The following is a 26,152-nucleotide window of genomic DNA, read 5'->3' as shown; positions in this document are numbered from 1 at the left end:
TAGTGGCGGCGCGCCAAGCAGCGGCGGCGCCATGAGCCGGCTCAGTGACACGATCGGCAAACTGACCGCGTCGCTGAATGCATCGGACAACGTGGACCCCACAATCAATGCTGCAAAGGAAATCACCGACGTGGTAGGTCCGCTGGGCCGCGGCCTGTTCTCCCTGTTCGGCCGCAATGCCGAGCGCAAAAAGGAGCGCTGGTACAACCGGTTCCTCAAGGCTTTGACGAGCCCGATCGGCGCCAAGCCGGGCGCCGCGGGTGCTTCTGGCGGCGGCGGTAGCCTGCTGAGCGGCGCTTTTGGCGGCTTCGGCGCCATGCTCCGCGGCGTGCCAGCGATGCTCATGGGCCTGTTCACCCGCATCCTCCTGCCGATCGCTGCGCTGTGGGGTTCGTTTGAGCTGAGCCAGTGGGTCGGTAAGAAAATTTACGAGTGGCTTGATTCCAGCGGGATCATGACCAAGGTCTTCGACGCGTTCGATTCGATCCGAGACACGGCAATGGGCGCGTGGGATTCCGTCACCAACGGTATCGAGGGTGCGTGGAAGACCGCGACTGACGCCTTCACCGGCGCCATTGCCTCGTTTATGAGCTTCCCCGAGAAGATCGGCGGCGTCCTGTCGGGCATCGACTCGGCGCTGCGCAGCCTGCCAATCGTCGGCAAGGCCTACGGCAAGGCGGCCGACACGGTGAAAGAGGTCGCAACTCAGGCGAGCGCCGGCTACAAAGAGGCGCGTGGCGGCGACGTCAGCGGCGTGGCCACGCCCGCCGGCCCGGTGGCGCAGGCGGCGCGCATGGCCGGCGGCATGGCCGGCTCCGCGACCGGCTGGGTGCTTGGGCAGACCTCCAAGATGTACGAATCGGGTAAGGGCGGCGCCGGCACGGTATCAACCGGGAAGGGCGACAACGGCGGCGCCAGCTACGGCACCTATCAGCTGTCTTCAAAAATGGGCACGCTGCAGAAGTTCCTCGCGCAGTCGCCCTACGGCGATCAGTTCCTCGGGCTCAAGCCGGGCTCGCATGAGTTCAATGCGAAGTGGAAAGAGATCGCCAAGAACGACCCGACATTCGGCGGCGCGCAGCATGATTTCATCAAGCGCACCCACTATGACCCGATGGTGGCCGGACTGAAAAAAGAGGGTCTTGACATTAGCGGGAGGGGAGCAGGGGTTAAGGATGCGGTGTGGTCTACGGCGGTACAGTTCGGCGGCGACTCAAAGCTGATTCAACGCGCACTTAAGGGCAAGGACCCGAGCAAGATCAGTGATGCCGAGTTTATTTCGCAGACTCAGGAATACAAGGTTGCGAACAACGATGCGCTCTTCAAGAAGTCGAGCGCGAACGTGCGTGCGGGTACGTTGGCGCGCGCGGAAAGCGAAAAGAATGCATTGCTCAAGCTCGATGCCGGGGGATTGCAGTCCAGCTATCGTCATGGAACTATTGCAGCCGTGCCAAATATTCCGCCACTAGTGCAAGCTGGCATGCCGTCGGCGGCGCCTGTGACAATCCCTCCATTGCCCGACCTGCCTCCCCCTCCAACAAGGCTCAATAACGTCGCTGGGGGCGGGCGGGGATTGCTCAACGTCACCATGCCGGAGCAAACTGGTCAGAATGTTGGCGATCGCGCGATCGCGCATATCGTCACCGGTGGAATTGGGGCCAAGTAGTACAAAGGACCAGGAGCTCCTGGCTTGCAAGTTACGGGGCCCTGGCAAAGAGTGCCAGTTTCTCGTCAAGAATAACTTCGGTTAAGCAGCGCTATCGAGGTTTGTCGATTTCTTTTTACCTGAAACTCGGTTGTCTGTTACGGGCTGCCCTGCATTCTTCACAGCCTTCTTTGTAGAGGAAACCTTCGCTTTCGGCCTCAGTGGACTTGTCTTCGCCACCGGGGCCTTCTTAACTGAAAGTGGCTTCTTATTAGGCTTTTTCGCCTGCATCAGGGTTCCTGTGCGCTTCGTCAGGTCGATGCCAATCACCTTTATTTCTTCAACGCGCGGGTGTGCGTTGGCCACTAACACCCAATGACCCTGCAGGGCGTCCACCAGCCCGTCAAAGTTGACCCACTTCCCGTCCGGCAGCTGCCAACGCCTCTGCACACCTCGCCAGAACAGTAGATATACCCCTCGGCTGGATGCGTCGTCGCGGAGGTAATCGCCTGCGAGCTGCCTTTCTAGGCGCTCGAATAGCTTTGGCCCTGCCCAGTTGTCTGCGATCTTCAACTCCGTCGGCACGGGCCCATTGAACCCGGTGCAAGTCCACCAAAGGTCCGGCCGCTTTGCATCAGGCAATTCCAACTCTTGAGGGATTAGGTATCGACCGCGTGATCGATCGGTGCACCACACACCAATCCAGTTACGCAGTACTGTTTCCGGCACCGCATTGCGAACCAGCGTCGCGATGCTCTCGTTGCCATCCTCCAGCTCGTGCTTGAGATCCAGCAACCGCAGTACCGCCAGATCAAACAGTTCACGATGATTAGCAGGAGTACGCTCATATTCCTTGTCGAACTGGCTGACCTGCCCAGCGGTCCAAAAAGTTCGTTCACTGTCGGCCTCAGCTTTAGACCTGGCTCGCAAAGTGAACCAAGGCCGCACGCTGGGGTCAGGATGACGCTCTGAGATGACCTTGAGCGCCAGATACGCATCGCGGCCCGGGATGTCGCTCAGAATGGAAACCAGACGCTCCCGAGCGTCTTGCGCGTTGTCGCGCAAGCCTGGCGAGTACACGCCCCTGTTGGAGCGGTCGATGTCTTCGCGAGACCGAACATGCTCATGGACGAGGATGTAGAGTCGCCTCAGAACCGCTGGTGTGCGGAATGCGGACCGAACGCGCGATGACGAGTGTCGGCTGCCAAGCAAGTGTGTCACATAGCTCATGGCGAACACGGTGCGCTTCTTCGCGTCGCTTAGGCTGGCCAAATGCGACTCCACCGCATCGATGGCCGGGTCAGGGTCGACACCCGTCCAGGTAGCAGCCCACAGCGCGAGTTGATTTGGATCATCAACTGAAGTCAGTTTTTCGGCCGAGAGCGCTGCCACTGTGGCATCGGGTACCTTGGACGCCAAGACGATGTCCACCATGTGTTCCAACCGTGAAATACTCTTGGGCGGATGTGTCCGCAACAACTTTACGATGTCCGGGGCGATCATGTCCCATAACCAGTCACCAACGCGGCTCAAGTCGGCAAGGAGATATTGACTGAGATTGTCTGCTTGGTCGACCTCCAACTCGTAGATGATTTCCTGGAGGGCCATCGACTTGACCACGTCGGGATGAGCGATCGACAGTGCGTGGAACCAATTGGGAAACCCGTTCAGCTCCTTCATCGCATAGCGAAAGGCCACTGTAGCCTCAGCGGGGCTAAGATTCCAGAACAGTTTGGGGTCTTCTGTAGCCTCGATAGTTAGGCCGGACAAACCAAAAAGGTCGGCGAGGGGGGTGGTGTTTAGGGGCGCGCCCTCAGACGCCAGCTTGGGCGAGTACCTCCGCCAGAAGCGAACAATACCATCCCGAAAGGCGAGCGGCGTCTTGGTGCCGAACTCGCGTTCGAGCCCGCGCCAGTCTGAATTGGTCCATCGGGAGCCTTTGTTCTCATCCAGCGCCCGCATACGGTCGAAAAGGTAGTACTGAGATTGTGAAACCGCCGACGGACTCTTGAAGCCCGGATTGCGCAGCGTGTCCAATTGCGCCTCCAGCTTTGCGGGCGCCTCCAGCCGAGCCTTCTCCATCCGCGCGTTTTCAGCCTTCGCCTTACGGCTCCAACGCGCATTCTCGCGTTCCATTAGCTTCAACGCAGCGTCTTTTTTAGGTGGCTTCATTAGCCCAGCCAGGCGAGCCTTGAGCTGTACGTCAGCTCTAACGGATCTTTTTAGCTTTGCGGCGTGTTGAGGATGGCGATCCTGCTGGTAAAGCCTAAAAGCCAGCGTCAATGCAACTTCGCGGTCGTCGGGTAGCGGGCGCTCGACGATCGCCTGAACGGCGCCATCGAAGTCACTGCCGTCAAACGAGACGTAGGTCGCCATAACCAAGGGCATTAATGCGTCGACGACCCGTTCGCCCGTCTTAGATTTGCTTTTTCGTTGACGTTCGACGACGTGCCAAAACAAGGCCCACTTAAGCGTAGGCCAATTCTGGACGAGTTGGGCCAGACCCAGCTTCTTCATATCAAATGCACTCACGCTGTATGGCTCGTCACGCTGTAGCGCATGAAGCACCGCGAGAGAACTAGGCTTCAACGATGCGGAATCACGCGCATTGATCAAACGGCGGACGGCGACACCGACGCACTGGCGGAGCCATTGGTATCGCTGAGAGATTTCGCAATATAGCCTCTCGATCACAGGCGGTTTTACCAACAGAGCATGCAGCCGATCGATGGCGCTGGCGACCAAGGCGACGTCTGCTCGCTCAAAAAAAGAGGCCAGTTCTTCGGATAGCCCGGTGCCTTCGTATTGGTTGTACTTTGCCAGCCGCGGAATGCAGTCCAGCATCCAATTCAGGGTCTGCCCGTCTGGATGCGCGATGTGGCTGACGAGCTCCGCCATGCACTTGCGGTTTAGCTCCATGCCCTCCTTGGCGAAGCCCTCGCGAATCGAGGCCATATCATCCGGCCCCCCCACCTCTGCGATGGCTCGAAAAGCAGCGATTCGAGAAGCATGACCGGCGCTCGGAGAGCGCGCAATCTCCATCACTTCCGCCCGTGCACCACCCAGACGACCTTGCCAGACCATGCGCATGAGGAAAAAGACGATGTCCTCGTTGGCCCGGTACTTCTTAACAAGCCTTCGCAGGGTGTCGGTCAGATCGGACGCTGCGAAGCGCTGAATAGCCGAGAAATCGGCCATCGACCGCCTAGACGCACCGCTAGCAAGCTGATCACAGACCTGCTGAAGCATCTCGCTGCGCACGTCCGCCGGCAACTGCACCGGGTCGCCCCCTTCGAACACGATTTCCGGCGCGATGCGACGCACCTTGGCCAGGATACGATTGTCAGCCATGGCGAGCCATGGCAGCAGGGGCCGCATTGATGGAACGACGACGTCAAGGCCGTACTGCGTCCTAAAAAAGAGTTCCTCGACCCTGCGGCGCGACACCTCTTGGCCGAGGAGCTTGAGGAACCACTGCGCGGCCAAGTATTCCTTCACCGACCGGTGGTGAAAGCGGACAGTGCTGTAAATGTCAGGCTCAAACAGCGGCCGCTGCAGCAGCGTGCTGACGTCTGTGGGAGACCAGCCGTTCAACAACTCCCGAAGATCCAGGCCTTGCGTGCCTTTGTTGCCGTCGGGTACGCTGATATTCTGGACATGTGTCAGCACCAGTGCAGCGGCAATGATTTGAGCGCCCTCCAGCGCCTTGTCGTTGGTCAAGGGATGCGCTTCCGCGCGTTCCTGGCTAGTTTCCTGCAGCCGGCGCTTGACGCTGTTCCTCATCAGCTCAAGCCGTGATCCGATGCAGTCGTTGTCCAGCCAGTACTCGGTTAGCTCGATGAGATCTTGAGGGCGGGCTGTGAAAGACCATGCGTCGGCTCGCACAATACCATCCAGGAATGCTTGCGTGTCGCTGATGCCTTTCGCAATGGCAAACAGCTTAATCTGACCGGGAGAGAGATCCTGAAGCGTGACAATCTTAAAATGAGATTTTGCGGGCGCTCCTGTCGCGCTCGTTTTCCCACCCTTCGCGTCCTCTGATCCGGCCGTGCGCTCGTCGGCGACGGGGAATAGACCGCTGCATAAGTCCAAGTCGGTCTTTGGGCGCCAGGCAGCCGTCCGCCCCGTGACCAGCAGGTGAGTGCGCTGCTTCGCCTGAGAGAGCCTCGCGCTGACTTTGCGCATGGCTGCTTCAAAGTCGAGCGGTGAGCGCAGCCGCGACTCGTCGATAGAGTCGAGCAATAGCCACCCAGGCTCGGGCGACGCCAGCCATGCCTGAAATTCCTGCAGGTCGCCTACCTCGAAAGCCGAGTCGAAATCATTGGCCACATGCTCAAGACGGAGGAAGAAAGCAGCCTTGCCCTCAGCTCGTAGCCGGAGAGCAGCTTCGCGGATTTCTTCGGTCTTCCCGGTACCACCTTCCGAGAGGATGACTACACGAAGATCTTCAAGGAGCTCAGGTAGGCTCAAAGTGGCGTGGCCTGGGTACAGCGAACGCGCGTCGTCGCCGTGCTCTTTCAGTAGAAGCTCCCGGAAGGTACGGTGCAATTCGATGTGCATGGGCACAAGGATAGCGGAGGGACTGCTACCTGCAACCCGGGCCAGAAATTTGACTGGAATTCGGCTCAAATCCGAAGTTTCGCTAAATGTCGGTCGATACTGATGAGATAGGAGGGCCTGCTACCCAATCTTCACGTAAGACCGCGGTCGGGGAGGCACTAGAGCGCGTGAATCTCGCTTGTACGCTTCACGGTCATTGTCGTTTGGCAAGCAAGAGAGTCGAGAGCGCCGGCACTTCCCGGACCGACGCCCGCCGCAGGATCGGGGGTGCATTCAAGGTCACGTTTCTTTATCCAAGCGCGCTGAGATGTGCGCAGCGCCGCCTTTGCGTCGGAATCGAGTCGGGCCATAGCTGCTTTGTAGGCTTCGTTCAATGCTTTGTCCGCCGATTCGTACTCGCTGGCCGCGATGTGTTGCGGAAGAGTCTCGTCGGGTTTTTCAACGCTCGTCGGTGCTTTGGCGGTCCCAACGACGGGCTCAAGAGCCGCGGTGATAGGTGGGGGTGTCGCGGCCGGCGCGGTGAGAGATACCGGGGCGATTTCTGCAATCTCTGCGCCAGGACTCGCCATTTGCATTGATATCGCAATCGCGATTGCTAGGCCAAGCGGTAATCCCGCCCACTGCCACCAAGTGCGCTTGCCTGTTGCATCCTTCGACCCGGAAGCGGCCAGTACCCCGCCAAGCAGCGCCAGCACCAGACAAATCGCGACAGCAGTTCCGCCTGCAATGGCGCCAATCAGCGACAGCAGCAGCAAACCAAATGCGCCAACGCTGGGTTTGAAGATCGCCACAGCGCCAGCCACAATGACCAAGAACGCCACCCCAAGCCCATACCAGCCGAAGTTGACAACCGACTGCGCTTTGTCAGCCTGAAAAGCAGCGCCGACACCTCCCGCAACTAGCGTGACCAACGCGGCTATCACGGCAAAAATGCCGCCAATGAGTCCAATAATGCCGCCAGCCTTACCCATGGTGTTCCTCTCGAAGGGTGGATTTCGTCGACAAGGAAGTCAACTATATGTCACGATTAGTGTGTTCACTATTAGAGCACATGCCTGCAATCTTGCAGGCTAATGAAATCTCTTCGAATCAGATTTGGTCACCGCATTCGCGACCTTCGACGCGCCACGGGGTTGTCGCAGGAGGAGTTTGCGGAGAAATGTGGGTTTGCACGCACTTACATGTCGCGCATAGAGACAGGCGGGGCCAATCCATCGCTGGACGCCATTCAGACGTTAGCGACGGCACTGAAAACGCCAATTGGGGAGATTTTCACTAACCTCTAGCTCGGCGATGAGGTGCAAAGTCGAGGTGTGATGTCAGGTAGGAGTTCCCCACCTACTTCTGGCGAAGTATGCCGCTTGCTGTAAGTTCGCGCGAAATTTCCTCTTTGTCAGCCTTAACTGCCGCCAGTTTTCGATCTTCCTGGAACTCTCTGAACTTGTCCTCTCGAAGGCCATCAATCGAACGCTCAGGCGATTCTGCTCGTTCAATTGCAATAGTCGACCAAACTGAGTTTGAAGGTTCGGCTTTACGGCTTGATCGGAAAATCATGATCTGATCCTTTCGAGGTATCTAAGGTTCAGCTTGGGTTCAAAATAATGCTTACGGCGTATCCAAACCAAGCCGTCCGCTTTCGTGATCGCAGCCACGTCTACCGGACCACCAACGGTTTCAGAGGGTGACGTTACCCGTTCGCGTAGCGATTCTAGGACTAAAAGCGTTTCTGCTAGTTCAGCCATTTCTTGCACGCTCAAACTATTGAGCACGCGTCGAAGCGGATGAAAATTCTCCTTGTAATTATCTTGCTGCCAATTTGACACTGACTCATCAGCAATCTCTTTCATGATAGGTACGGAAATGTTTGCGTCTATTGCCACTCCTTGCTCCGTAAGACGTGCGCTAAGCGTAGACATCGAATTTATTATTGACTCGCGAAGGAGATTTTGTTGTTTGTAATCGAAACCATCGGTGAACCGTTGGATCATGGAAACCTTGGCGAATGGTTGAATCCAAGCCCCTTTGGAATGATCCATCACGTGCTCACTACCGCTGGTATAGCAAATCTCAGTGCCAATATGACCGTAGACGGTTATTGAGTGAAACGCGGGGAATATTTGAGTTGCACCATAGCCGGCAAAAATTACCCCCGTGGAGCTAAAAACATAGTGCGGCGCTCTAAAAGTATATTCAACTGCAAGATCACAAAAGTCCTCTGGCGTGACCAGTCGGTGCAGCCCGTGAGAGAGGAATTCGTAGACTCTTGGAGCCAAAGTGCCGATACGGGCTCGAACGGCTTGATAGTTATCCTCGGAAAGACCGCCTGCGAGTTCGATTCCCGCTAACTCTTGCCGCGAACCATTTACAGCAATTGCCCAATCTTGCGCGGCTTCTTGTTGGGGTCGTTCAGCATTCTCGATATCGGGATACAACCGCTTCACGTCATCAACGATTTGAAGGCCAGCGACGGCTAATTTCGTTATCAGCTTCTCTTCAAGCCATTGAGCTGGGAACAACAATGGGTTCCCTTGCAAAAACTGAATTGCGGCAGGAACATAGTCGCTTACATTAGCGCGCTGAAGTTTGGCACTGTCTGCCGCCCGAAACTGCTTAATGGCTAATTCCCAGGGTACACCATCTATCTCCGCGCCAGAAAAGATCGCCATAGCGAGATTGCCGTGAACTGAAGCGTCGAATATTTTATTGGCTGACTTCGAGTAGCGAGGATGTGGCTCGCGCCCGACCGTCACTGCACTGTCCGCAGCAATCACGATTGCATCTTTATTTAGCAGTACTACCTCGCTGGTCATCATGCCCCCGAATCTAGGAATGGTATCTCAACCGCTATTGAATAATAAAAAGTTCAATTCATAAAGCCCAAGCAACTCATGGCTTTTGGTATGCGAGCCACGACACCCAAAGCGCGGCAAGAGAAATTACTAAAGCGCTGTATGCGGCGAATGCGGTATGTTCCGCCGCTCGAGCTTGCCGCAGTGCTACGCCTTCGGGAGTATGACGTGCAGCTCGACGTATTTCATGTAGTGCGGCATACAACGCCCACCTAGCCCTTAGCCTATTCCAAAAGAGAAAGTCCCCTCTCTCGAGATGCTCGCGCAGCGCCTGCGCAAGAGACTCAGGATCTCCCGCATAAAAGGCGATTAGACGTGCCACAGGGTCTTCAACTTTCGTCATGACTTAACCTCCATACCTGCACAGAAGCGCGCGCAAACTGAAGAATCGTTATCAAGTACAGCGCACCTCACGCCTCCCTCTCTTCCACCCAGTGCGATCCGGGCCCATAAATCTCATTGGCCGTTTCGGCAACAATCTGATAGTCCCGGCGCGCTTCTTTCGTGGCTGGAGTCCATAAGCCACCGTCCTTAACCTGGTCTTCATGGTGAACGACATGCTCGGCCCAGCAGAGGCGGATTTCTTTCACTACTTATTCCTTGGGGCTTTTTTTCGGACTTTCTTTAGTGCCAGCCATCTTGGCCGCAGCTTGCTCATAAGTCATGCCTGACTTGATAGCTGTAAAGCCACTGCTGCCGCCATCAATTGCCATACAGAGTTTGCTGACAACCCCCACCGGGGTTCGAGTGGCGTCAGCGATCGTGTGATAGAAATAAACTTGGATCGGTTGTTCCTGAGCGGCCAGCAAATTATTGATGTACTGCTCTAGTTCGAACGCGATGCGATTCGTCTCATAGGCTTTTGCGCGCTTACCGGGGTTTGACCCCTTGTAGCCGTCGCGCTTTACATGAATAGGGTGAGTAACCATTGTCGTTTTCTTGAGGCGCCTGCGGCTGGACGCTAGACCGGTTCCTCGTCGAGAATTCCCGGATCAGGTGGAATTAGGTCTGCGATATGGTTGACGACTAAGTTGTTGATCGATTGGATAAGTATCTCAGGCGGCGCATTCATAGGAAGCGAGTTGGCGTCAATTGCCCAGCCGCCGCCACACCCCCTACATCGAAGTATGACCTTGCTACCGACCAGCTTAATGCTATGGCGGCAACCGGCTAATCTCGATTCGAGACATGAATTGCATCGCGTCTGAATCGCCTTCGGAAGCATTATTAGGCCTTGACCGTTACCAAATGTCGACGCTCGCCAATCTGCAGCTAGCGCGAAGGCACAGGCGGAGAAAATGTAGGCTCCCCCTTGGTGTCAACAAAAACCACTGGTTGCAATCCTCTGGGACACTGCCCGTCCTTCTCTGGGCCAACGCAGACGATGTTCCCCATTCGCCCCGTCTGCGTATCCAACAGATATTTGTCCCGCTGGTAATCAGATACTTGCCCAAATACGAAGCGACCGCCAGTGGCAGCTAAAGCGGGGTGGCTCGTCGATACCGTCTGAGCAGAAGCGCCGAAGGCTGAAACCAGGCAAATGCAGACAGCGATTAATTTTTTCATTTCCCCTCCTGTGGTTCCACGAGCCGCGTGGGCGGCGCTAGTCAGCCGCGATAAACAATGGCCTCGTTTAAAGCTGCAACGACTTTTTGTAGATAGTCAAACTGGTGAGTTGTAAGTGCACTTACTTCGCCGCCCGCCGTGGCGAGCATGATGTGGTACTTCGTCTTCTGCTGAAACAGGTACACCGCAGCAACTCCCGCAATCAGCAAGCCCACGAGGGGTGTATTCATCGCAATCGCGAGGCCGACCAGCAGGACAATAATTCCTCCGAGCCGGCTGGGCTTCTGCACAAACGACTTGACGGAAGTAATGTTGCTCATCGCGTAGGTCTGATTACCGTTCACGAATCGAGCGTTCGTGACCTTTACATCTTCGTAGCTAAAGAATTGCTTCTCATCCATGTGACCCCTCCAGTTGTATTGAACTCAGCAACCTGCATAGTTCTTCCGGCCGCTCTTGGTAATCGTGTACGTCCCGCCGCGCGGGCCGACATGGCAAGTAGGTCCGCCGCCCTTCGCCGGGGTGACTGGAGCCGCGGCCGGAACCGTTGGAGTTGCCGGCGCAACTGCTGCCGTCTTCTTCCCGCCGTGACAGTGATAGTCGCCAGTCTTGCGGTTCGTGTGACAGCCCTGCGCATCCGTGCCGCCCGAGTGAGCAGTAGCAAACTCGCATGCCAAAAGCAGCACGAGCGCACAGGACAGTTTCATGATGTCTCCAGCGTTGTTACGCATAGTGACATGTGCTGATGCTGCCCGCCTCCTCCGATTGGAGGAAGGGTTTTCCCTTCGAAGTCCTATGGCACCATGAGAAGAATGGGAGCACCGCATGTACGAGACATTGCTGATGGGATTTATGAGCCGGCCGTGGATAGCTACGACTCTTGGCAAAGGTTTGTATGGCTTAGGTGGCTTCATGGCGTTACAAGGGCTGCGCGTAAGCCAAGTTGGCCGAAGAATCACTCGGGTCTTCGACCGCCATGGCCTGGAGGCCCCCGATGTACTGGCCGGCTTCCCTTGGTGGTTGCGCATGCTGACTCCAGAGACAACCGGGGATTGGATGGTAGTGGCCGTCGTGTTGGCCACCGGCGCCTACTTGATGTACTTCGGGAAGTGGGCCAGGAAGCAATTGCGAGGATAGACAGGGCGCCCCGAACTTCGTAGACTTAACCCTGTTCAGGATACGCAGCCCCTGACCGCCCTAGGCTAAGCCTAGGCATCGCCGATACGGATAACCGCCGGTGCCCGACTGACGTGCGAAGCGTCACCGGGAAATTGCTTGTTAAACCAAGTGGATTTCCCAGTGAACCCTAAAAGGCACAAACGTCTTATTCAACTTCGCCGACAGGCGTTTCTTAAACAAAACGGCCAATGCTTCTATTGCCGGCTTCTCATGTGGGAACGAGGCGGTAGGCAGCATGCCAAGGAACTGGGCATTACGTTCCGGCTCGCCAAGCATCTTCGGTGTACGGCAGAACATCTCATACCGCAGGCCAACGGCGGCCCCGATACTTCTAAGAACGTAGTCGCGGCCTGCGCGTGGTGCAATCAGCAGCGCCATGCCAGCCGACAGCATGAGGCACCTGACCCTCTCACTTATAGAGCCCAAGTGGGCGACTACATGGCAGGGGGTAAATGGCATCCAACCGGCTTAACCATAGCGCGCCTGGATGGCCAGTAATTGCGGAGATAGCTGACTACGGTCACAAAGATCCGGTCACCGCGGCACGCGAACTTTGACTCACACAGTGGCACATTTAGTCCGCCACAAAGTCCCTGGGATGGGGCGGGGGTGACTCGATCGTAGTTTTTTCGCTCGCGGGCTGACATGACTGACCGGGTACCGAGCCCCCAATTTCGTACCGGGCCACCGGAAAGAATCCGGCAGACAGTGAAGTGTCAGTTGTAGAACAGGGTCTCTATGTCGTGGGCTGATGGAGTGGCTTGCTGAACCGCAAGTCGGAGGGCCTCTCGGCTTGCTTGGTCCATGGTGCCCACCGAGCGATAAACCCGAGCTCGCCAGTAGTTGAAGGGACTCACCCTGCAAGCGCTCATCTTGGCCAGTGCCCGCTGTTCGAGATCCGCCATAAAGTCGGCTTCGCTACCCGACGTGACATCTTCGGCGACCTTCTCGCGCAGCGCAAGGAACTCGCCTTCGACGCGGACCTTGATCTCGTAAACCTCATTCCAGGTGTCCAGCTTTTCCTTTCGATCCGCCGTGCCGCCTTGAAGTTCGACCACGACCCGCGGGAACACGTCGGTGTCATCGATCGTGACCTGAATCTCCGCTGGCAAGGCGCACTCAGTCCATGGCGAGAAGCTCAGTCGTCGCTGGCCATTCTTGTAGAGCAAGTCCTTCGTCAACTTGGCCTTGGAATTGCACGTATGGCAAATCGGAAGCAGGTTCCCCGGATGGACACCGAACAGCGGGTAGTGGTCTTTCGCTAGCAAGTGGTCGTATGGGCCACGCCACTGTTCGTTGTCATCGATACCCGCCCGCATCTGCGCCAAGTATTCTGTGCCGCAGACGCAGCAGACATTGCCATTTCCCGGTGCTGCGGCCGCGCGAAAACGTGCGCAGTGATCGTCGATGCACTCGCCGCACGCCGCCTCCACGCCCACGAGCTTTGCGCTCCGCTCGTACAGGTGAACCGAAAGTGTCTTTAGCTGGGAGAAGACCCCCTCGGGAATGGTCGGCATTGCCAAGGTGCGATCGGTCAAGAAGTTGCAAGGCTCCGTGTTGAGCAGGAGGTCGCTTCTGAAGGCGGTCTTGCGTGCCTGGTCTAGACCGACCAACGCCTCCCGCAATCTCGTGACAGCGTCCCGGGTCGCCTGATTGCCATCGACGGCTGCATGCAACCCAACAGGAAGCACGTCGGGGTCGACGGCCCTCGCTTCTAGCGCGGCCAGCATCACCTCACGAAGCAAACGGTTCAAACCGTCAAACACCTTGGGCTGAGTCAGGGCAGGCCGGATGGCAAACAGCACTATTCGGCCCTCAGTTTGTTGATCAGGTATGAACGCTCGACCGAGTCGCCCACCGAACCTTCCAGCCATGCGAGCTTGGCTTCCTTGCTCAGACTGTTGTCTGCCAGCTTCCCCCTGATCTCCTGGATGGCCGTTTCAGAGATCGCCGCCTTCAAGTCAAAGTGCCTCTTGATCAGTAGTTCGAACGAGGCACCGAACGTCTCGCTGTCCGGCGTGTTCATCGACGTCATCCGATCGACCTTCTTGAAGTGAAAGATCGCTTGGCGCGGCAGAGACGAAACCAGAAACGGGGAGTGCGATGACACCAAGGCCTGTGCAGAACCATGTGCCTCGTTCGCCCGCTCAAAGTCCAAGTGAAAGTGCGTTCGCCAGCTTGGATTCAGATGGGTCTCGGGTTCGTCAAAAAGAAACAGGGTTTCGCTGTCCCCAAACAGCCGGACCGCGCCAAGCGTGAGCAGCAGTTGAACCTCGCCATCGCTCAGGTCATCGAGCGCTGCCTGGTTTTGTCCGTCGGACATCCAAAGTGCTTGAACCGAAAGTGGCAGCTTCCCCTTGAGAGGCTTCTTCACATGCCCCTGGAAGCCATCCCGTCGCAATGACTTCCTGATGGCGCCCGTCCACCCCCCAACACCCAAGAGCTGTAGCTTGTAGAGCGCTGAGAACCACTGGCTTGGATCACGCCCACTGTCACTGAGGCGGCCGACGACCTGCGGGTCGGTGAAGTCTAGTTCAATGTCACCGGCCAGGTAGTCCAACTGGAAGAGATCGAACTGCTCCTCCGATGCCCTGGCCGAAAGTGGCGCGAGCCTGTCGGGGCCAGCCAGCTCAATCAGCCGTTGGATGTCGCGAGCGTTGTCGCCGGCAGTGGCCTGCCCTCGCAGATCAAAACGAATGATGGCGCGCGCTGGATGGCGAAACGGAATCTCTCTCCAGATGGCATTGCGGTCGCCTGCAGGTAGCATGCCCAACATCGCGATGAGCAAGGCCGCGCAGTCGTAGTCGAGAAACAAACTCCTTGGTGCAACGGTGTCGGCCTCCCTCAGACGGAACAGCTCAGGACCATCTGCGTCGCGCTCCGCGCTGAATATCCCACCGTGCCGGTCCAGATACCTTTGGTTGATCTCAATCGTTGCGCGTTCGTCCACATCAGGCCGAGCGAGCTCTTCCTTGAGTCGGGATCGCACGCGGATGACGTCATGAAACTGAAGTGCGTTCCTCATGAAGGAACGTTGCAGATTCTCGGAAAGGCCAGAGGCGTATCCCACGAGCCGCGGTAGCAGCACGTCGTTCAACCCAGCGACGCCCTGGACTGGATGCCACGCGTCTGGAGGGGTTTGCGGATCTGCTGCAGGATCGCGTGCCGATTCGTAGACTTCAACCTGGAGTCCATCGCGCGAGTCGATCACATAGCGGCGGCTTCCTTGAAAGAGGGCCGACGCCAGCTGGTAATCGACTCGGAATTCATACCCTAAAGGTTCTCTGACGCGAAAGTCCGAGCGTTGCTTCCGCTCCAAATAGGCGAAAACCTCGGCGATGAGTTCCATCACCTGGGACTTGCCTGAGCCATTCATGCCAATCAATACAGCAACGTCGCCACCGGCAGCTGAGAAGTCAAACGCTTGATCTTTCAACCCCTTGTATTCGCCGAAGAGTTCGATCGACAGCAATCTCACGCGGCAGCCCCTATGGCCCGCGTGGACTTGCTCGCAGGTAGATCTGCCTGCAAACGGCGAAGCAATTCGGTGGCCGGTTCGTCGTTCGGGTCCTGTGGCACCAGTTCGCCGCGGAAGGCCTTGGCCAGGAAGGCCGGGGTTATGCGTTCAGTGGCTGTTTGGGCAGTTTGCAGACGGGCTTCGAGGCGATCGACGAGGGCGAATATGGCGACGACTCGGCGGACGATTTCGGCTTGCTCGCCTTTTTGGGGTAGGCGACAAGGGGCAGAAACGACCGTTTGTTGATTGATCTTGGGCATGTTCCCCGCAGTGCCCGTTGCATTGCTACGAAAGTACTGCCGCACGTCTTCCGAACTGAGCAACATATGAAGGAAGGCTGGCGATGTGCGCTCGTTCGCTCGGCACTTCATCATCAGGTCAGGGTAGATGTACCCACTAAGTTCAACGTTGACGATTGCACTGATACCAACATACTCGAGGGAATTGGCGCGCTGGATCAATATGTCGCCCTTTGCTATCCACAAATGCGAGTCCGTTGAGATGTCTTCAGGAACGAACTTGAAGAATTCAGGCCGGAAGCGCCCAGTCGTTGTCGCCGAGAGTGTCAGCGAGCGAACTGCCGTTTCGTGATCTACAGCCTTTGGCGAGTAGCCGTTGCGAGGCTTCTCTTGGAGGAGGTCACCGATCTGGCAATCGTCCCATGAAGATGAGTTTGCATTGGCTGTCCGCCAATCCTCTGTTAATTGCCCCGAGGTGGCAGCAGTAAGGACGGACTGGCGTATTCGTCTGATGAGGCGGGCAACGCGAGCCAAGCTGGCGTTGACGGCGTCTACGCGCGTAAGGGCTGCGTCGAGCTTATCTGCGATGCGTTTCTGTTCAGGCCTTGGAGCTAAGGGAACAACCAGTTGAGAGAACCTCTCGTGCGTGATGTTCATGCCGCTTTCGCTGATACCAGTCTTCATGGCGTCAATCTGCGCCTTCGTTTCCGGGGTACGCAAGAAGGCTTCAAGCAGCCGCGGTTCTATCAAACCCTCGTTAGCTCTGAAACGGTACATCTTTCCGGAGATGAATCGCCTGGCGGGCGTCTCTCTGACCAAGCATGCAACCCCGCAACGAACACGTGGTCCTGCACATGTCATGAGCAGATCACCGGGCTGAACTTCAAGTCGCTCCTTGGCTTCCAGTGAGTCTGGGAGTCGCTTGTTGTACTCGGGAAGGTACGCACCGTCCTGAATTGCGGTCGTCTTCAGCGCGCCCCAGTCGCTAGCTATACGAGCTGGACCAGACTCGCATTGAGGGCTCCATCCTTGGTGCACGAGCTTCCCATCCGGAAGTGACTTCATAAGTGCACGGATCGGTGCTTCAGACCAACTCTTGGGCAGCTTACTCACAGTTTAGTTTCCTCACCCAACACCGCCAAGATCGCCTCCAGTTCCGCCAGCGAGCCGTTCAGCTCCTCCACCGCCTCGCGCACCAGCACGGTCGGTTCTGGCAAGTCGGCCGCATCTTCGGCGCTGTCGTCCTTGAGCCAGGCGATATCCAGGCTGTCGCCTCTTTCCTTCGCAATCCAGTCGCGGCTGAAGCGGCGCAGGCGACCTTGCGCGCCCATGTCGCTGCGTGCGGCCCTGCCGTTGGGGTCGTCGCCATACGCGACGATGAAGTCGGTGAAGTGCGCGTCGGTCAGCGGTGTGCGTTTGCCGAACTTCGGCGCGTTAGCGCGCATGTCGTACACCCAAACCTCTTGCGTGCTACCGGTTGCGGCCTGGCTTACCTTTTCGAAAAACAGCACATTGGTCTTGACGCCCTGGGCGTAGAAGATGCCTGTGGGCAGGCGCAGCAGCGTGTGCAGCCGGCACTTGTCCATCAGGTCGCGACGAATTTCGGCGCCTACGCCGCCTTCGAACAGTACGTTGTCGGGCAGCACCACGGCCGCACGACCACCGTCACGCAAGTGGCGCACGATGTGCTGCAAGAAGGCCAACTGCTTGTTGCCGGTGGCAAAGGTGAGGTCGTCGCGCGTGGGGCCCCCGCCGCCCTTGGCGGTGCCGAAAGGCGGGTTGCTCAGGATGATATGGCTCTTGGGCAGCGCGCTGCCGGCACTTCCCAGCGTGTTGCCCACGTGCACCACGCCTTCATCGTCACCTTCCATGCCGTGAAGCAGGCAGTTCATCAGCGCCAAACGCCGCGTGCCGGGCACCAGTTCCATGCCCAGGAATGCCTGGTTGCGCTGGAACTTGATCTGGCGCGCGGGAAGGTCGTACAGATCGTTTGTATGGTCCTTGATATAGCGGTCTGCAGCAATCAAAAAACCAGCGGTGCCTGCGGCTGGGTCTTGCACGGTTTCACCGGGTCGGGGCCGTACAACCTTGACTATGGCGTCGATCAGCGGGCGTGGCGTGAAGTACTGGCCGGCGCCGCTCTTGGTTTCGCTGGCGTTCTTCTCCAGCAAGCCTTCGTACAAGTCGCCCAGTCCGTCCTGCCGCGCGCTGAACCAGTCGATGCCGTCCAGGCTCTTGACCAGTTGCTCCAGGTGCCGCGGCTCTTTCAGGCTGGTCTGTGCGTCGGAGTAGATGGCGGCAATCAGCTTGTCGTCGCTCGTGGAAAGCTTCAGCAGCGTTTCGCGGTAGTTGCGCAGCAGGTTCAGGCCGCTCTTGTCTCGCAGCTCTGGCCAGCGTGCATAAGGCGGCAGTTTGTGGTTCTGCAGCAAGCCACTTTCGGTGTTCTCGTGCTCCATCTTGATGAAGAGCAGAAGCACTAGTTCGGTGACGTAATCGCTGTAGTTGATGCCGTCGTCGCGCAGTACGTCGCAGAGATTCCAGAGCTTCTGGACGATGTCTTGGGTAGTCATTGAGATATTGGATTGCTGTAGAGTTTGATACGTTGAATTGTCATGCGGCCCGCGGCCACAGGCCGTCAGCCAGCGCATTGATCACGCCTTCAAGCTGGCCCCCAAGGAGCATGTCGAGTTGTTTGGCACCGCCATCGTTTGCGAAGGCGTAGTTGACAAAGGCATGGTCGATGACGAGTTCGTGCGTGAGTTGTTTGGCAAGTCGGTCTAGCCACTTGCGTTGCACCGGGTTCCAAGAGTTTTTAGCGTAGATCTTTTGCATAGCCTGGGCCACGCGTTGATCATAGGGGAGCAGGGCCTCCCCCAACGCAGCCTGGCGGATGTAGGCGATAACGCCAGCAGCTATATCCTGATTGCTGTGGTTGCGCCAAGCGGCCTTGAGGCTGGCTTCCGAATAGCCAGCACCGTCAAGAAGCATTCGAACTTCCTTAAGTTGTTCGCGGGTGAGGTCCTTGGGGCGGTTGACCACCGTGGCCATAGCGACGGATTGGTTGACCTGCTCTCGCACGAAGTGGCTGAAGCTATCGAGATAGTCCTCGGGTTTGGTGTACTCGCCCCAGCTCTGACTGCGCTCTTTCAGCTCGTCGGCATGCGTCGAGATGACCGGCATGTAGGCCGTGCCCACGAGTTGCTTAACCTCGGCCAGTTGCATAAGCAGTCGTGTGTTGTGGCGCAAAAATTCAGCTGCGGCCTGTGGACCACCTTCCTGCCCGAGCTGGTGCAGGTGTCGGTGCAATTGCTGCGGCGGCATGCCCCATTGCCGTTCAAGCTGGTCGAGCTTCTCTTTGAGTTCAGGCTTTTTCTCGGCCTTGTGCGCGGCGTCGCGCAGCACGCGCATGAGCTTCTGGTTGAATTGGTCGAGCACGTCGTGCGCGTGACTGCGACCTGGGGCGCTGCCTTCGGCTTCGTGTGCGGCAGGGTTGTTCAGCTCGTCCAGCAATTGTTCCAGCGTGACCTTAGGATCCTTCACGAGCGGCTGCATGGTGTTGACGGATCTCAGCGAGGCGTAAAGGTCCACCGGGTCGTAAATCTTGAAGACGGTCTTGCCGATTTCATCGCAGCGGCGGGTGGCGCGGCCAATCATTTGCTCGTACAGGATGCGGGAGCGGACCCGGCGCATGAACACTAAGTGACAGATGGGCGGCACGTCGATGCCGGTGGTCAGCAGGTCCACAGTGATGGCGATGGTTGGAAAGCGCTCGTTCTTGTAGCGCCGGATGAGTTGGTCGACCTTGTCGGACGCGCCTGTGATCTTCTCCACCGCAGCCTGGTTGTAGTGGTCGCCGTGCACGGCCTTGAAGGCTTCGTTGAGCAGCCGCTTGACCATGTCGGCGTGCGCGTCGGTAGCGCAAAAGATCATGGTCTTTTCTTCACCCATGGGGTCCAGCTCCTGGACGAGCTGTTCGCAGATCACCCGATTGAAGGATTCGTTGATGACCCGCTTATTGAAGCTCTCTAGCTCGAAGTGCAGTTCGTCGTCCAGTTCGGCGGTTTCGATTTCGCCGGTGCCGAGGTCGATGGCCTCGACCTGCTGGCCGCTGTCGAAATGGATGCCGTGCTGGCTCAGCAGGGTTTGGTAGCGGATGGGGGGCTCATGGTCGATGAGCCAGTCGTCGGCCACGGCTTCGCGGTAGGAATAGGTGTAGACCGGGCGACCAAAGATGTCGGTGGTGTGGCGTGCGGGAGTGGCAGTCAAACCTACTTTGACGGCGTCGAAGTAGTCGAGTGCGCGCCGGTAGGTGGAAAGATACTGAGCCTGGTCACGTAGGGTGAGTTCGCCTTCGGTCATGTCTTGGTCCAACGTGTAGCCGCGGTGGGCTTCATCCACGATGATGCAGTCGAAGGCATCCAGCGGGGGGGCGTTGTCGCTGCCGAAAATGCGTTTGACCATAGCCTGCACGGTGGCCACCTGCACGCGGGTTTCGGCTTCGGCGGCCATGTCGCCCAACTCAGCGATGTTGTAGATTTTGGACAGCGGCTGACTTTGCTCCAGTGGCGCTTCGTTGAAGACGTCAATGGCCTGATCGCCGAGTGCGGTGCGGTCCACTAGGAACAGGATGCGGCGGAAGCGCTCGGCTTTTAGCAGGCGGTAGATGAGACCGATGATGGTGCGCGTCTTGCCAGTGCCGGTGGCCATGGCCAGCAGGCAGTTGTTCTGACCGGCGGCTAAAGCTGCTTCAACCGCGCTGATGGCCTTTTGCTGGTAGTCGCGGAGACCCAGGTAGGCATAGCTTTCTCTCTGCAGCTTGGCTTCGGCCTCGGCCTTGTTGCGGCGGAGCTGGTCGAGCAAGCCCTCGGGCGAGTGGAAGCCTTGCAGCGGCTTGGCCAAGTTGCCGTGGTGGCGCAGGTCACGGAACCAGGTGCCGCTGGCCTCAGGACTCTGCTTGACCAACGGGCGCCCGTTGCAGGAGTATGCGAAGGGCAGGTGAAAAACGCCGCCCTGCCCATCGGGCCAGGGCCCTTGCCGCCCCTCGGTCAGCCAGGCGGCTTCGTGTTCAGGCTCGATGTGCGAGCCGCGGGCGTAGCGCTCGGCCTGACCAATCTTGCCCGCCACGTTGACGTTGAGGCGCTTGGCTTCGACCGCAGCGACGGGTGTGAGGCCTGCGAAGAGAAGGTAGTCGGCGCTCTGCTTGCCAGCAGTGGGCCATTCGGCAATCGCCAGATTGCGATTGCGTTCCGGACGGGCGCCCTTGGCATGGGTAAGTTTGTGCGTGTCGGCCTCCCAGCCCGCGCTCTTGAGCATCTGATCGATGAGCAGCCGGGTGGATGCTTCGTCCATGGCTACCTTCTGTGCGGCCTGGGTGGCTCGCTGCGCGAAGGCCTTAATATCTTGAGAGCTGGCTGTATCAGACTGGGCGTTGGTGACCTGCAGGTGGGCGTCAAATTCGGCCTTGAGGGTGGCGTAGCGCGTGCTGGCCTCCTGGGCCAGGCTCTCGTAGACGGTGCGCTCTTCGTCGGCCCGTTCGGCTAGCATTCGCTCCTGCGCGGCCTGGGCGGCCAGAAGTTCGGTCATCTGGGCTTTAGCTGCCTGTTCTGTTTGGGCTTGTTGCAAGTGCTGGGTGAGGTCGGCCACCTGCTGCTGCAGCGTGAGCAACTGCTGGCTGGGGTCGTCCGGCAGGATGAAGGGGCCGGGCTTGAAATCGGGGTTGATACCGAAGCTTCTATGGAACCACAGGGCCACTTCACGCGCCACCTTCAGCGCGTCCAGTCCCTCACGGTAGCCGATGCGGTGGTCTGCCTGGTGCGCAGCTTCATTACCCCGCTGGCGCAGCAGGTGGAACATCTGGCGAACCTGCGGATCTAGGCTTAGCCGCCGGTCCACTGCGTGCAGCAGTTCGGCCTGGGTAGGCTGCAGCAGACGCAACCCTATGCGGGAAGCTACTTCCTGCGTGATGCTCTCCGCCAGCAACCGAAGCTTTAGCACGCAACTGGCTGGATCGAACGGATAGAGCCGCTCCGCGGTCGATCCAAGATCTGCTAGCAACGGACTGTGCTCGGCCAAGAAGCCGAAATTGCTGATCTCTTGCGCGATGTTTCTCGCCATTGCTTTCGTGTTCCCCTTATCCCTTGCCAGTTCCTTTACCTTCACCGGGAATTGCTCCATCCCTTTATTCTGCGCTCAATTGACGTCCTTGCCTGCCCAACGCGGTTCCGCGGTGCACACCATGTACTCGGCCCAGCATGCTTTTGGGAGTCCGAGCCAGGGCAGTGCCAGCACGTGAACCCCTGAACCGTAGAGGCGAAGGTGGTAAGCCCTATATTGCGTGCCGGCCGAGCGGATCTCGAAAGGCTCTTACATCCGCCGTTACATCGGAAACAAAAAAGCCTGGATGCTATCGTTTAAATAGCATCCAGGCTTTTCATAATATGGTGCCGGAGAGATGAATCGAACACCCGACCTTCTCATTACGAATGAGCTGCTCTACCGACTGAGCTACACCGGCTAAGCCAATGATTCTAACAGGTTTTAATGAATTCTCACAGGGTCATTTAGCCATGCACCAAGGCCGCTATCCGTCGGTACACTTTGAAAATAGATGGCGAAAGCCGCGCAGGAGGAGAAATGGATTCCGCACAAGCTGAGTTGCTGGTCAAGTCACTCCAACACGTCGAAGTGGGAGGTTGGAAAATTGACGGGTTCTACGGCAAAGGGAAGTCAGCGGTCGTTATGCCCGCAACCAAGGGTGGGATTGAAGCAGCCATAAAGGTGTTCCACCCAGAACTTGTGGAACGCTACGGCAAGCCGGCACAACTCGAACGGATACTGCGTGAAAAAAGCCTCATCGGCGCAGACCATCCTAATCTGGTTCATATTTTTGACGGAGGAGAGTGCGAAGTTACCGGTCACCTCTTCGTTGTGATGGAGCGTCTCCCATACAAAAACCTTCATGAGGTACTTAAGGCCATCCCGGATGACTCAATTCCCATATTGATCGAGCAAATTGCTTCAGCAGCGCGCTTTCTAGAAGATAGAAATCTGGCACATCGGGATATCAAACCGGAAAATATCGCGATAACAGACGATTTTTCACGAGCCATTTTGCTCGACTTGGGTGTTCTCCGACCTATAGGCATATCCAACTTAACGGATATTGATCAACGCTTCTTTATTGGAACTCTCAGATATAGCTCACCCGAATTTTTACTACGGGCAGAGGAGGACACTCTTGATGGTTGGCGAGCCCTAACGTTCTATCAGTTAGGCGCCGTCTTGCATGACATGCTCATGCATCAGGTCTTGTTTGATGATTTTTCCGAGCCATTTTCTAGATTGGTGGAGGCTGTCAAGAGCGAAACACCCAAGATACATGCCGAGAATGCCCGCTACGTGGCTTTAGCCAATCATTGCTTGATTAAAAGCCCAACCACTCGGCTTGAACTGGTGAGCTGGCCCAGATTTCAGAACACCGGGATTGCTGACACCGCGAACGCAGCAGCCTCTCGCGACCGTATTAAGCAACGACAGAGGTATTTTCAGGCTACAGCTGTCGAAGGTAAGCCGGCAGGCGAAGTTCGTCGGATGACTCGTAAAGTATTGGACGACGTATGCAATCGTCTCGAGTCTCGCATCGCCGCACTTATGAACGACCTGCAAAGTTTTCCACTGCGGGCAACAAAATCAATTAAGAACATCGAAAAAGGAATTTGCACAACCTGCGTGCACTTTGAGCAAGATGAAGGCAAGGGATTGCCCTTTAAGTTGACACTAATGCTCACTCTTACACTCATTGACGAAAACGGTGGTGCACATATTTTTCGCGGAGAAGTTTCCGCAGCTCTCTCCACCCAGGAAATAGATCCTCGGCAAATGCCTCCGACGACGCACTTCCAGTCTGGTGAGTTACAGATAATCTTGGATAGTCCGAACTTTGAAGCTCAATTTCTGCTAGCCCTCGAGCAGGCCTATACGCTGTTGGAACAAGGATACGTACCACCGAAGCACGGTGTGTTACGACTGATTGGCACGGAGGAAACACTATGACTGATACATGGTGGAAAGATGAGGATGATCTTGTCCCAGAACAGGCAAAGCTTCTAGACATTGATCAAGACGACAGTCTTCTAATACAAGGTCCACCGGGAAGCGGCAAAACCAATCTCTTGCTTCTCCGAGCCAATCAGCTTTATTTAGGGGAGCGCCCCAATCTGCACATCGTAGTTTTTGGTTCACTACTAAAGCAGTTCATCCAAATAGGAGGCCTTCAGTATGAGTTTCCGAACGACAAGATCATTACTCATACGAGGTTATTTACCGACATTTTGAGAGCAGAGGGGGAAGGTTTTGAGACCGATGACCTCGACATAGATGAAGCACGCGCGGAGCGTGCCAAGCGTCTAGACGCACTTCTCAAAGCAGGACGAGTGGGAACTCAATTTGAAGCTTTACTTCTCGATGAAGCGCAGGATTACACGCCGCTTGAGATTACTCTAATAAAGAGCCTTACGGAGGTCCTCGTTGCAACTGCGGATTCCAGGCAACGTATTTACAACGTTGACGACTGCAGCGAGGCACTGAAAAATTCCACTGACCATCTTCACGTTTTGAAATTTCACTTTCGAAATGGCTTGGCCATTTGTCGAGTGGCTGACGGAATTTTCAAAGGCGTTCCTGGATATGTTCCGCTTCAGCAGCATACTAACTACAAGGAAGCGGACTATCCGTCGACATTTTTGCCTAAATCAGGGCTGACTTTGGATGAGCAAGCTGCAGCAATGGCGGTGCAAATTAAAGACCAACGATTCGCTTATCCCGATGACCTCATTGGCGTGCTCTGTCCACGAAATGAGGAACTGGATGCGATCTTTAGCGGCCTAGCCAAGGCTGGGCTAGGCGATTCAATAACAAGAGCAAACTCAAAAGGGTTTGACTCAACTCGACCAGTCTGGCTTTCTACGCTGACGGCGGCTAAGGGCTTGGAGTTTCGCGCCGTACATATTGCAGGTCTTGACTATTTACACCGGATGGGCGGCGCACAAAAACGCCTCATTTACACTGGCATAACAAGAACCAAAACGGCGCTCACAATCTATTGGCATAAATCGATACCCGGCTACCTCGAATCAGCAATTCTTGGGGCGTCGCCCCCAAAAGAGCCGGTTACAAGGAAACGCATTTTCGGCAAGGCTTAAACATGTGGTCCGCACAATTATCCCGACGCGAATTCTTTGAGTTATGCCTCGGCTCACCAAAGATGCTTGAAAGTCGCGTGCATAGCGCATCAACCATTGGGTTTAGCTTCGGCGAGGATTCCAACCTAAATCTTTACTGGGAACAGAATCCCCTCGAGCGTTTCACGATGCCTAGTTTAGTCATTGTGCCGGATGGTGGATTGTCAGAAGTGCTATCTGCGGTCGTGGCGGCCCCACAAACACCTTCCCCTATATCCGCCTTCTGCAGATTTTTGACGAGGGAAGAGGCTCGGCAACACTTTGATGTGGACATGCTGCCGTTCAACGACGCTGTATTACCAGCGCTGACTACGTTAGCACTGGTGGAATCACTCCTTCACGGTGACGGCCGACTGGGCATTAGGCAATTGACTCCTATGATTTGCAAGCGCACGCTTTCCTATGCTTGGGGGCGAGCGATGACGGCGCGAAGCGGCCCCGACGCATTTATGGAACTGCCGAGACGGTGGCTGGACACGTATGGAATGATCAACTCTATTGATGCGACTGAATCGGCAGAACGAACTGTCGAAGGTCTCATCAATGTTCTGAGTGTTGTCACTCAAGTCAGCATGGGATTACGCCCCGAAAGCGCTTCCGGCGCAATGGCGTACGCGTTGCTTCACAGCAATCAGGCTGCTCAAGAAGCGGCTTGGAGAGTTCTGGCGAGGAGTATTGATCGAGTTGTCCCTATTGAATCGATTCTTTCGGCAACGCGGGAGGAGCGCGGTAGTTATCTGCAACATGCACTTCGGAACGTTTCACCATCAGGTGCGGGGTCAGGTACAACGGCCGCGGATGACGAGATTGCTGCGGCATGCGCCTTCATCGCGACCCGAGTAGCTCCAGGCTCTTTGGAACATTTCGACGTTCTGCGTAGCTCCCAAAATTCAGCGCTCCTGGCATGGTACGGTCTGTATGCCACTTTGCAGTCGCCACGAGAAGTCATGGCCCTCCAGGGTGGCCTTGGGTTTCGAGTATTGAGAGACATTGAGAGAGTCGAAGAAAAGCTTTCCGCGCCGTCTTCGGACATTGCATTTGCCGAACTAAAAATACTCGAACGAGTTGGCCTGGACAGCGTGGCAGCCAAGCTCGGGCACGCCAATGAGATCCAAGTGGAATTGGTGCCGTTTGTGATAGCAACATTTACCTTTCAAGCCAAAAGAAGAGATCGTTTCGGAGCGTACCCTCAGCAGCAGGAATTTGGCCTCGAGGACCGCGAATACCCGATATCTGCCAAGGTGAGGCTCTCACGACTAGCAGCTGATCTAGCAATGCTTGTCAAAGAATTGCCCGACTTACACCAACCAGAGGACCCCTATCCTTCGACGCGCCGCACGAGAAAGAAATAGCGCGTC

21 protein-coding genes and 1 tRNA gene are annotated in these 26,152 nt (G+C 56.7%); 7 read left to right on the top strand and 15 right to left on the bottom strand.

The genetic code is table 11. The annotated features are described in order from the left end of the window. Nucleotides 1-31: 31 nt before the first annotated feature. Complete coding sequence (locus ACEN9P_RS17320; protein WP_495619947.1) at nucleotides 32-1,666, top strand: VgrG-related protein; 1,635 nt, start codon at nucleotides 32-34, stop codon at nucleotides 1,664-1,666. 81 nt (nucleotides 1,667-1,747) lie between these two features. On the opposite strand, the gene hyoA is transcribed toward ACEN9P_RS17320, so the two are convergent. Together hyoA and ACEN9P_RS17310 are read right to left on the bottom strand one after the other, a co-directional pair. After that, nucleotides 1,748-6,205 (bottom strand): NACHT domain-containing antiphage protein HyoA, encoded by a 4,458-nt coding sequence (hyoA, locus tag ACEN9P_RS17315; RefSeq protein ID WP_495619946.1) that lies wholly within the window; start codon nucleotides 6,203-6,205, stop codon nucleotides 1,748-1,750. A 158-nt stretch (nucleotides 6,206-6,363) separates the two neighbouring features. Beyond that, nucleotides 6,364-7,176 carry a lysozyme inhibitor LprI family protein gene (locus ACEN9P_RS17310; protein WP_495619945.1) on the bottom strand — a complete coding sequence of 271 codons (813 nt, stop codon included), beginning with the start codon at nucleotides 7,174-7,176 and terminating at the stop codon, nucleotides 6,364-6,366. Nucleotides 7,177-7,278: 102 nt separating this feature from the next. Here ACEN9P_RS17310 and ACEN9P_RS17305 point away from each other — a divergent pair, with 102 nt between their 5' ends. After that, a complete protein-coding gene (locus ACEN9P_RS17305) occupies nucleotides 7,279-7,491 on the top strand; it encodes a helix-turn-helix domain-containing protein (RefSeq protein WP_495619944.1) in 213 nt (70 codons plus the stop codon). Nucleotides 7,492-7,543: 52 nt separating this feature from the next. Here ACEN9P_RS17305 and ACEN9P_RS17300 read toward each other — a convergent pair whose 3' ends face one another. The 6 genes from ACEN9P_RS17300 to ACEN9P_RS17275 all read right to left on the bottom strand — a co-directional run bounded on the left by ACEN9P_RS17300 (nucleotide 7,544) and on the right by ACEN9P_RS17275 (nucleotide 11,327). Further along, a complete protein-coding gene (locus ACEN9P_RS17300; RefSeq protein WP_495619943.1) occupies nucleotides 7,544-7,759 on the bottom strand; it encodes a hypothetical protein in 216 nt (71 codons plus the stop codon). Then, the gene (locus ACEN9P_RS17295; protein WP_495619942.1) at nucleotides 7,756-9,018 is read right to left on the bottom strand and encodes a hypothetical protein; all 1,263 of its coding nucleotides are present in this window, start codon (nucleotides 9,016-9,018) and stop codon (nucleotides 7,756-7,758) included. Before ACEN9P_RS17295 ends, ACEN9P_RS17300 begins: the two co-directional genes overlap by 4 nt. Nucleotides 9,019-9,464: 446 nt before the next feature. Continuing rightward, nucleotides 9,465-9,644 carry a hypothetical protein gene (locus ACEN9P_RS17290; protein WP_495619941.1) on the bottom strand — a complete coding sequence of 60 codons (180 nt, stop codon included), beginning with the start codon at nucleotides 9,642-9,644 and terminating at the stop codon, nucleotides 9,465-9,467. A gap of 3 nt (nucleotides 9,645-9,647) precedes the next feature. Next, nucleotides 9,648-9,983, bottom strand: a complete 336-nt coding sequence (locus tag ACEN9P_RS17285; protein ID WP_495619940.1) for a hypothetical protein — start codon at nucleotides 9,981-9,983, stop codon at nucleotides 9,648-9,650. Between the two features lie 678 nt (nucleotides 9,984-10,661). Beyond that, entirely contained in the window at nucleotides 10,662-11,021 is a 360-nt protein-coding gene (locus ACEN9P_RS17280; protein ID WP_495619939.1) for a DUF6232 family protein, read from the bottom strand. A 24-nt stretch (nucleotides 11,022-11,045) separates the two neighbouring features. Next, entirely contained in the window at nucleotides 11,046-11,327 is a 282-nt protein-coding gene (locus tag ACEN9P_RS17275) for a YHYH domain-containing protein (RefSeq protein ID WP_495619938.1), read from the bottom strand. Between the two features lie 118 nt (nucleotides 11,328-11,445). Between ACEN9P_RS17275 and ACEN9P_RS17270 the strand changes: the two genes are divergently transcribed. Beyond that, on the top strand, nucleotides 11,446-11,757 hold the full coding sequence (locus ACEN9P_RS17270) for a hypothetical protein (RefSeq protein ID WP_495619937.1): 312 nt from the start codon (nucleotides 11,446-11,448) through the stop codon (nucleotides 11,755-11,757). A gap of 141 nt (nucleotides 11,758-11,898) precedes the next feature. Here the strand turns inward: ACEN9P_RS17270 and ACEN9P_RS17265 are convergent, their stop codons facing one another. After that, nucleotides 11,899-12,177: a hypothetical protein gene (locus ACEN9P_RS17265; protein ID WP_495622229.1), complete on the bottom strand. Its 279-nt coding sequence runs from the start codon at nucleotides 12,175-12,177 to the stop codon at nucleotides 11,899-11,901. On the opposite strand from ACEN9P_RS17265, the gene ACEN9P_RS17260 reads away from it, so the two are divergent. Beyond that, the gene (locus tag ACEN9P_RS17260) at nucleotides 12,100-12,297 is read left to right on the top strand and encodes a hypothetical protein (protein ID WP_495622193.1); all 198 of its coding nucleotides are present in this window, start codon (nucleotides 12,100-12,102) and stop codon (nucleotides 12,295-12,297) included. The two genes, ACEN9P_RS17265 and ACEN9P_RS17260, sit on opposite strands and share 78 nt — an antisense overlap. A 218-nt stretch (nucleotides 12,298-12,515) precedes the next feature. On the opposite strand, the gene ACEN9P_RS17255 is transcribed toward ACEN9P_RS17260, so the two are convergent. The 6 genes from ACEN9P_RS17255 to ACEN9P_RS17230 all read right to left on the bottom strand — a co-directional run bounded on the left by ACEN9P_RS17255 (nucleotide 12,516) and on the right by ACEN9P_RS17230 (nucleotide 22,069). Further along, nucleotides 12,516-13,604 carry a hypothetical protein gene (locus ACEN9P_RS17255; protein ID WP_495619936.1) on the bottom strand — a complete coding sequence of 363 codons (1,089 nt, stop codon included), beginning with the start codon at nucleotides 13,602-13,604 and terminating at the stop codon, nucleotides 12,516-12,518. Further along, nucleotides 13,604-15,277, bottom strand: a complete 1,674-nt coding sequence (locus ACEN9P_RS17250) for an AAA family ATPase (protein WP_495619935.1) — start codon at nucleotides 15,275-15,277, stop codon at nucleotides 13,604-13,606. Before ACEN9P_RS17250 ends, ACEN9P_RS17255 begins: the two co-directional genes overlap by 1 nt. Next, nucleotides 15,274-16,239, bottom strand: coding sequence for a restriction endonuclease subunit S (locus ACEN9P_RS17245; protein ID WP_495619934.1), 966 nt, complete (start codon nucleotides 16,237-16,239; stop codon nucleotides 15,274-15,276). Before ACEN9P_RS17245 ends, ACEN9P_RS17250 begins: the two co-directional genes overlap by 4 nt. A gap of 425 nt (nucleotides 16,240-16,664) precedes the next feature. Continuing rightward, a complete protein-coding gene (locus tag ACEN9P_RS17240; RefSeq protein WP_495619933.1) occupies nucleotides 16,665-18,125 on the bottom strand; it encodes a class I SAM-dependent DNA methyltransferase in 1,461 nt (486 codons plus the stop codon). 40 nt (nucleotides 18,126-18,165) lie between these two features. After that, on the bottom strand, nucleotides 18,166-21,729 hold the full coding sequence (hsdR, locus tag ACEN9P_RS17235) for a type I restriction-modification system endonuclease (RefSeq protein WP_495619932.1): 3,564 nt from the start codon (nucleotides 21,727-21,729) through the stop codon (nucleotides 18,166-18,168). A gap of 264 nt (nucleotides 21,730-21,993) precedes the next feature. Beyond that, nucleotides 21,994-22,069: transfer RNA gene (locus tag ACEN9P_RS17230), tRNA-Thr, on the bottom strand. Nucleotides 22,070-22,188: 119 nt separating this feature from the next. Here ACEN9P_RS17230 and ACEN9P_RS17225 point away from each other — a divergent pair. Genes ACEN9P_RS17225 through ACEN9P_RS17215 form a run of 3 tightly spaced genes read left to right on the top strand, consistent with a single transcriptional unit; the run spans nucleotide 22,189 to nucleotide 26,146 of the window. Beyond that, entirely contained in the window at nucleotides 22,189-23,607 is a 1,419-nt protein-coding gene (locus tag ACEN9P_RS17225) for a protein kinase domain-containing protein (RefSeq protein WP_495619931.1), read from the top strand. After that, nucleotides 23,604-24,755: an ATP-binding domain-containing protein gene (locus ACEN9P_RS17220; protein ID WP_495619930.1), complete on the top strand. Its 1,152-nt coding sequence runs from the start codon at nucleotides 23,604-23,606 to the stop codon at nucleotides 24,753-24,755. Before ACEN9P_RS17225 ends, ACEN9P_RS17220 begins: the two co-directional genes overlap by 4 nt. A 2-nt stretch (nucleotides 24,756-24,757) precedes the next feature. After that, a complete protein-coding gene (locus ACEN9P_RS17215; RefSeq protein WP_495619929.1) occupies nucleotides 24,758-26,146 on the top strand; it encodes a hypothetical protein in 1,389 nt (462 codons plus the stop codon). Nucleotides 26,147-26,152: the final 6 nt, after the last annotated feature.

The sequence above is a fragment of the Polaromonas sp. Polasp52 genome, from assembly GCF_059491565.1.
This window is presented reverse-complemented; position numbering and strand designations above follow the sequence as displayed.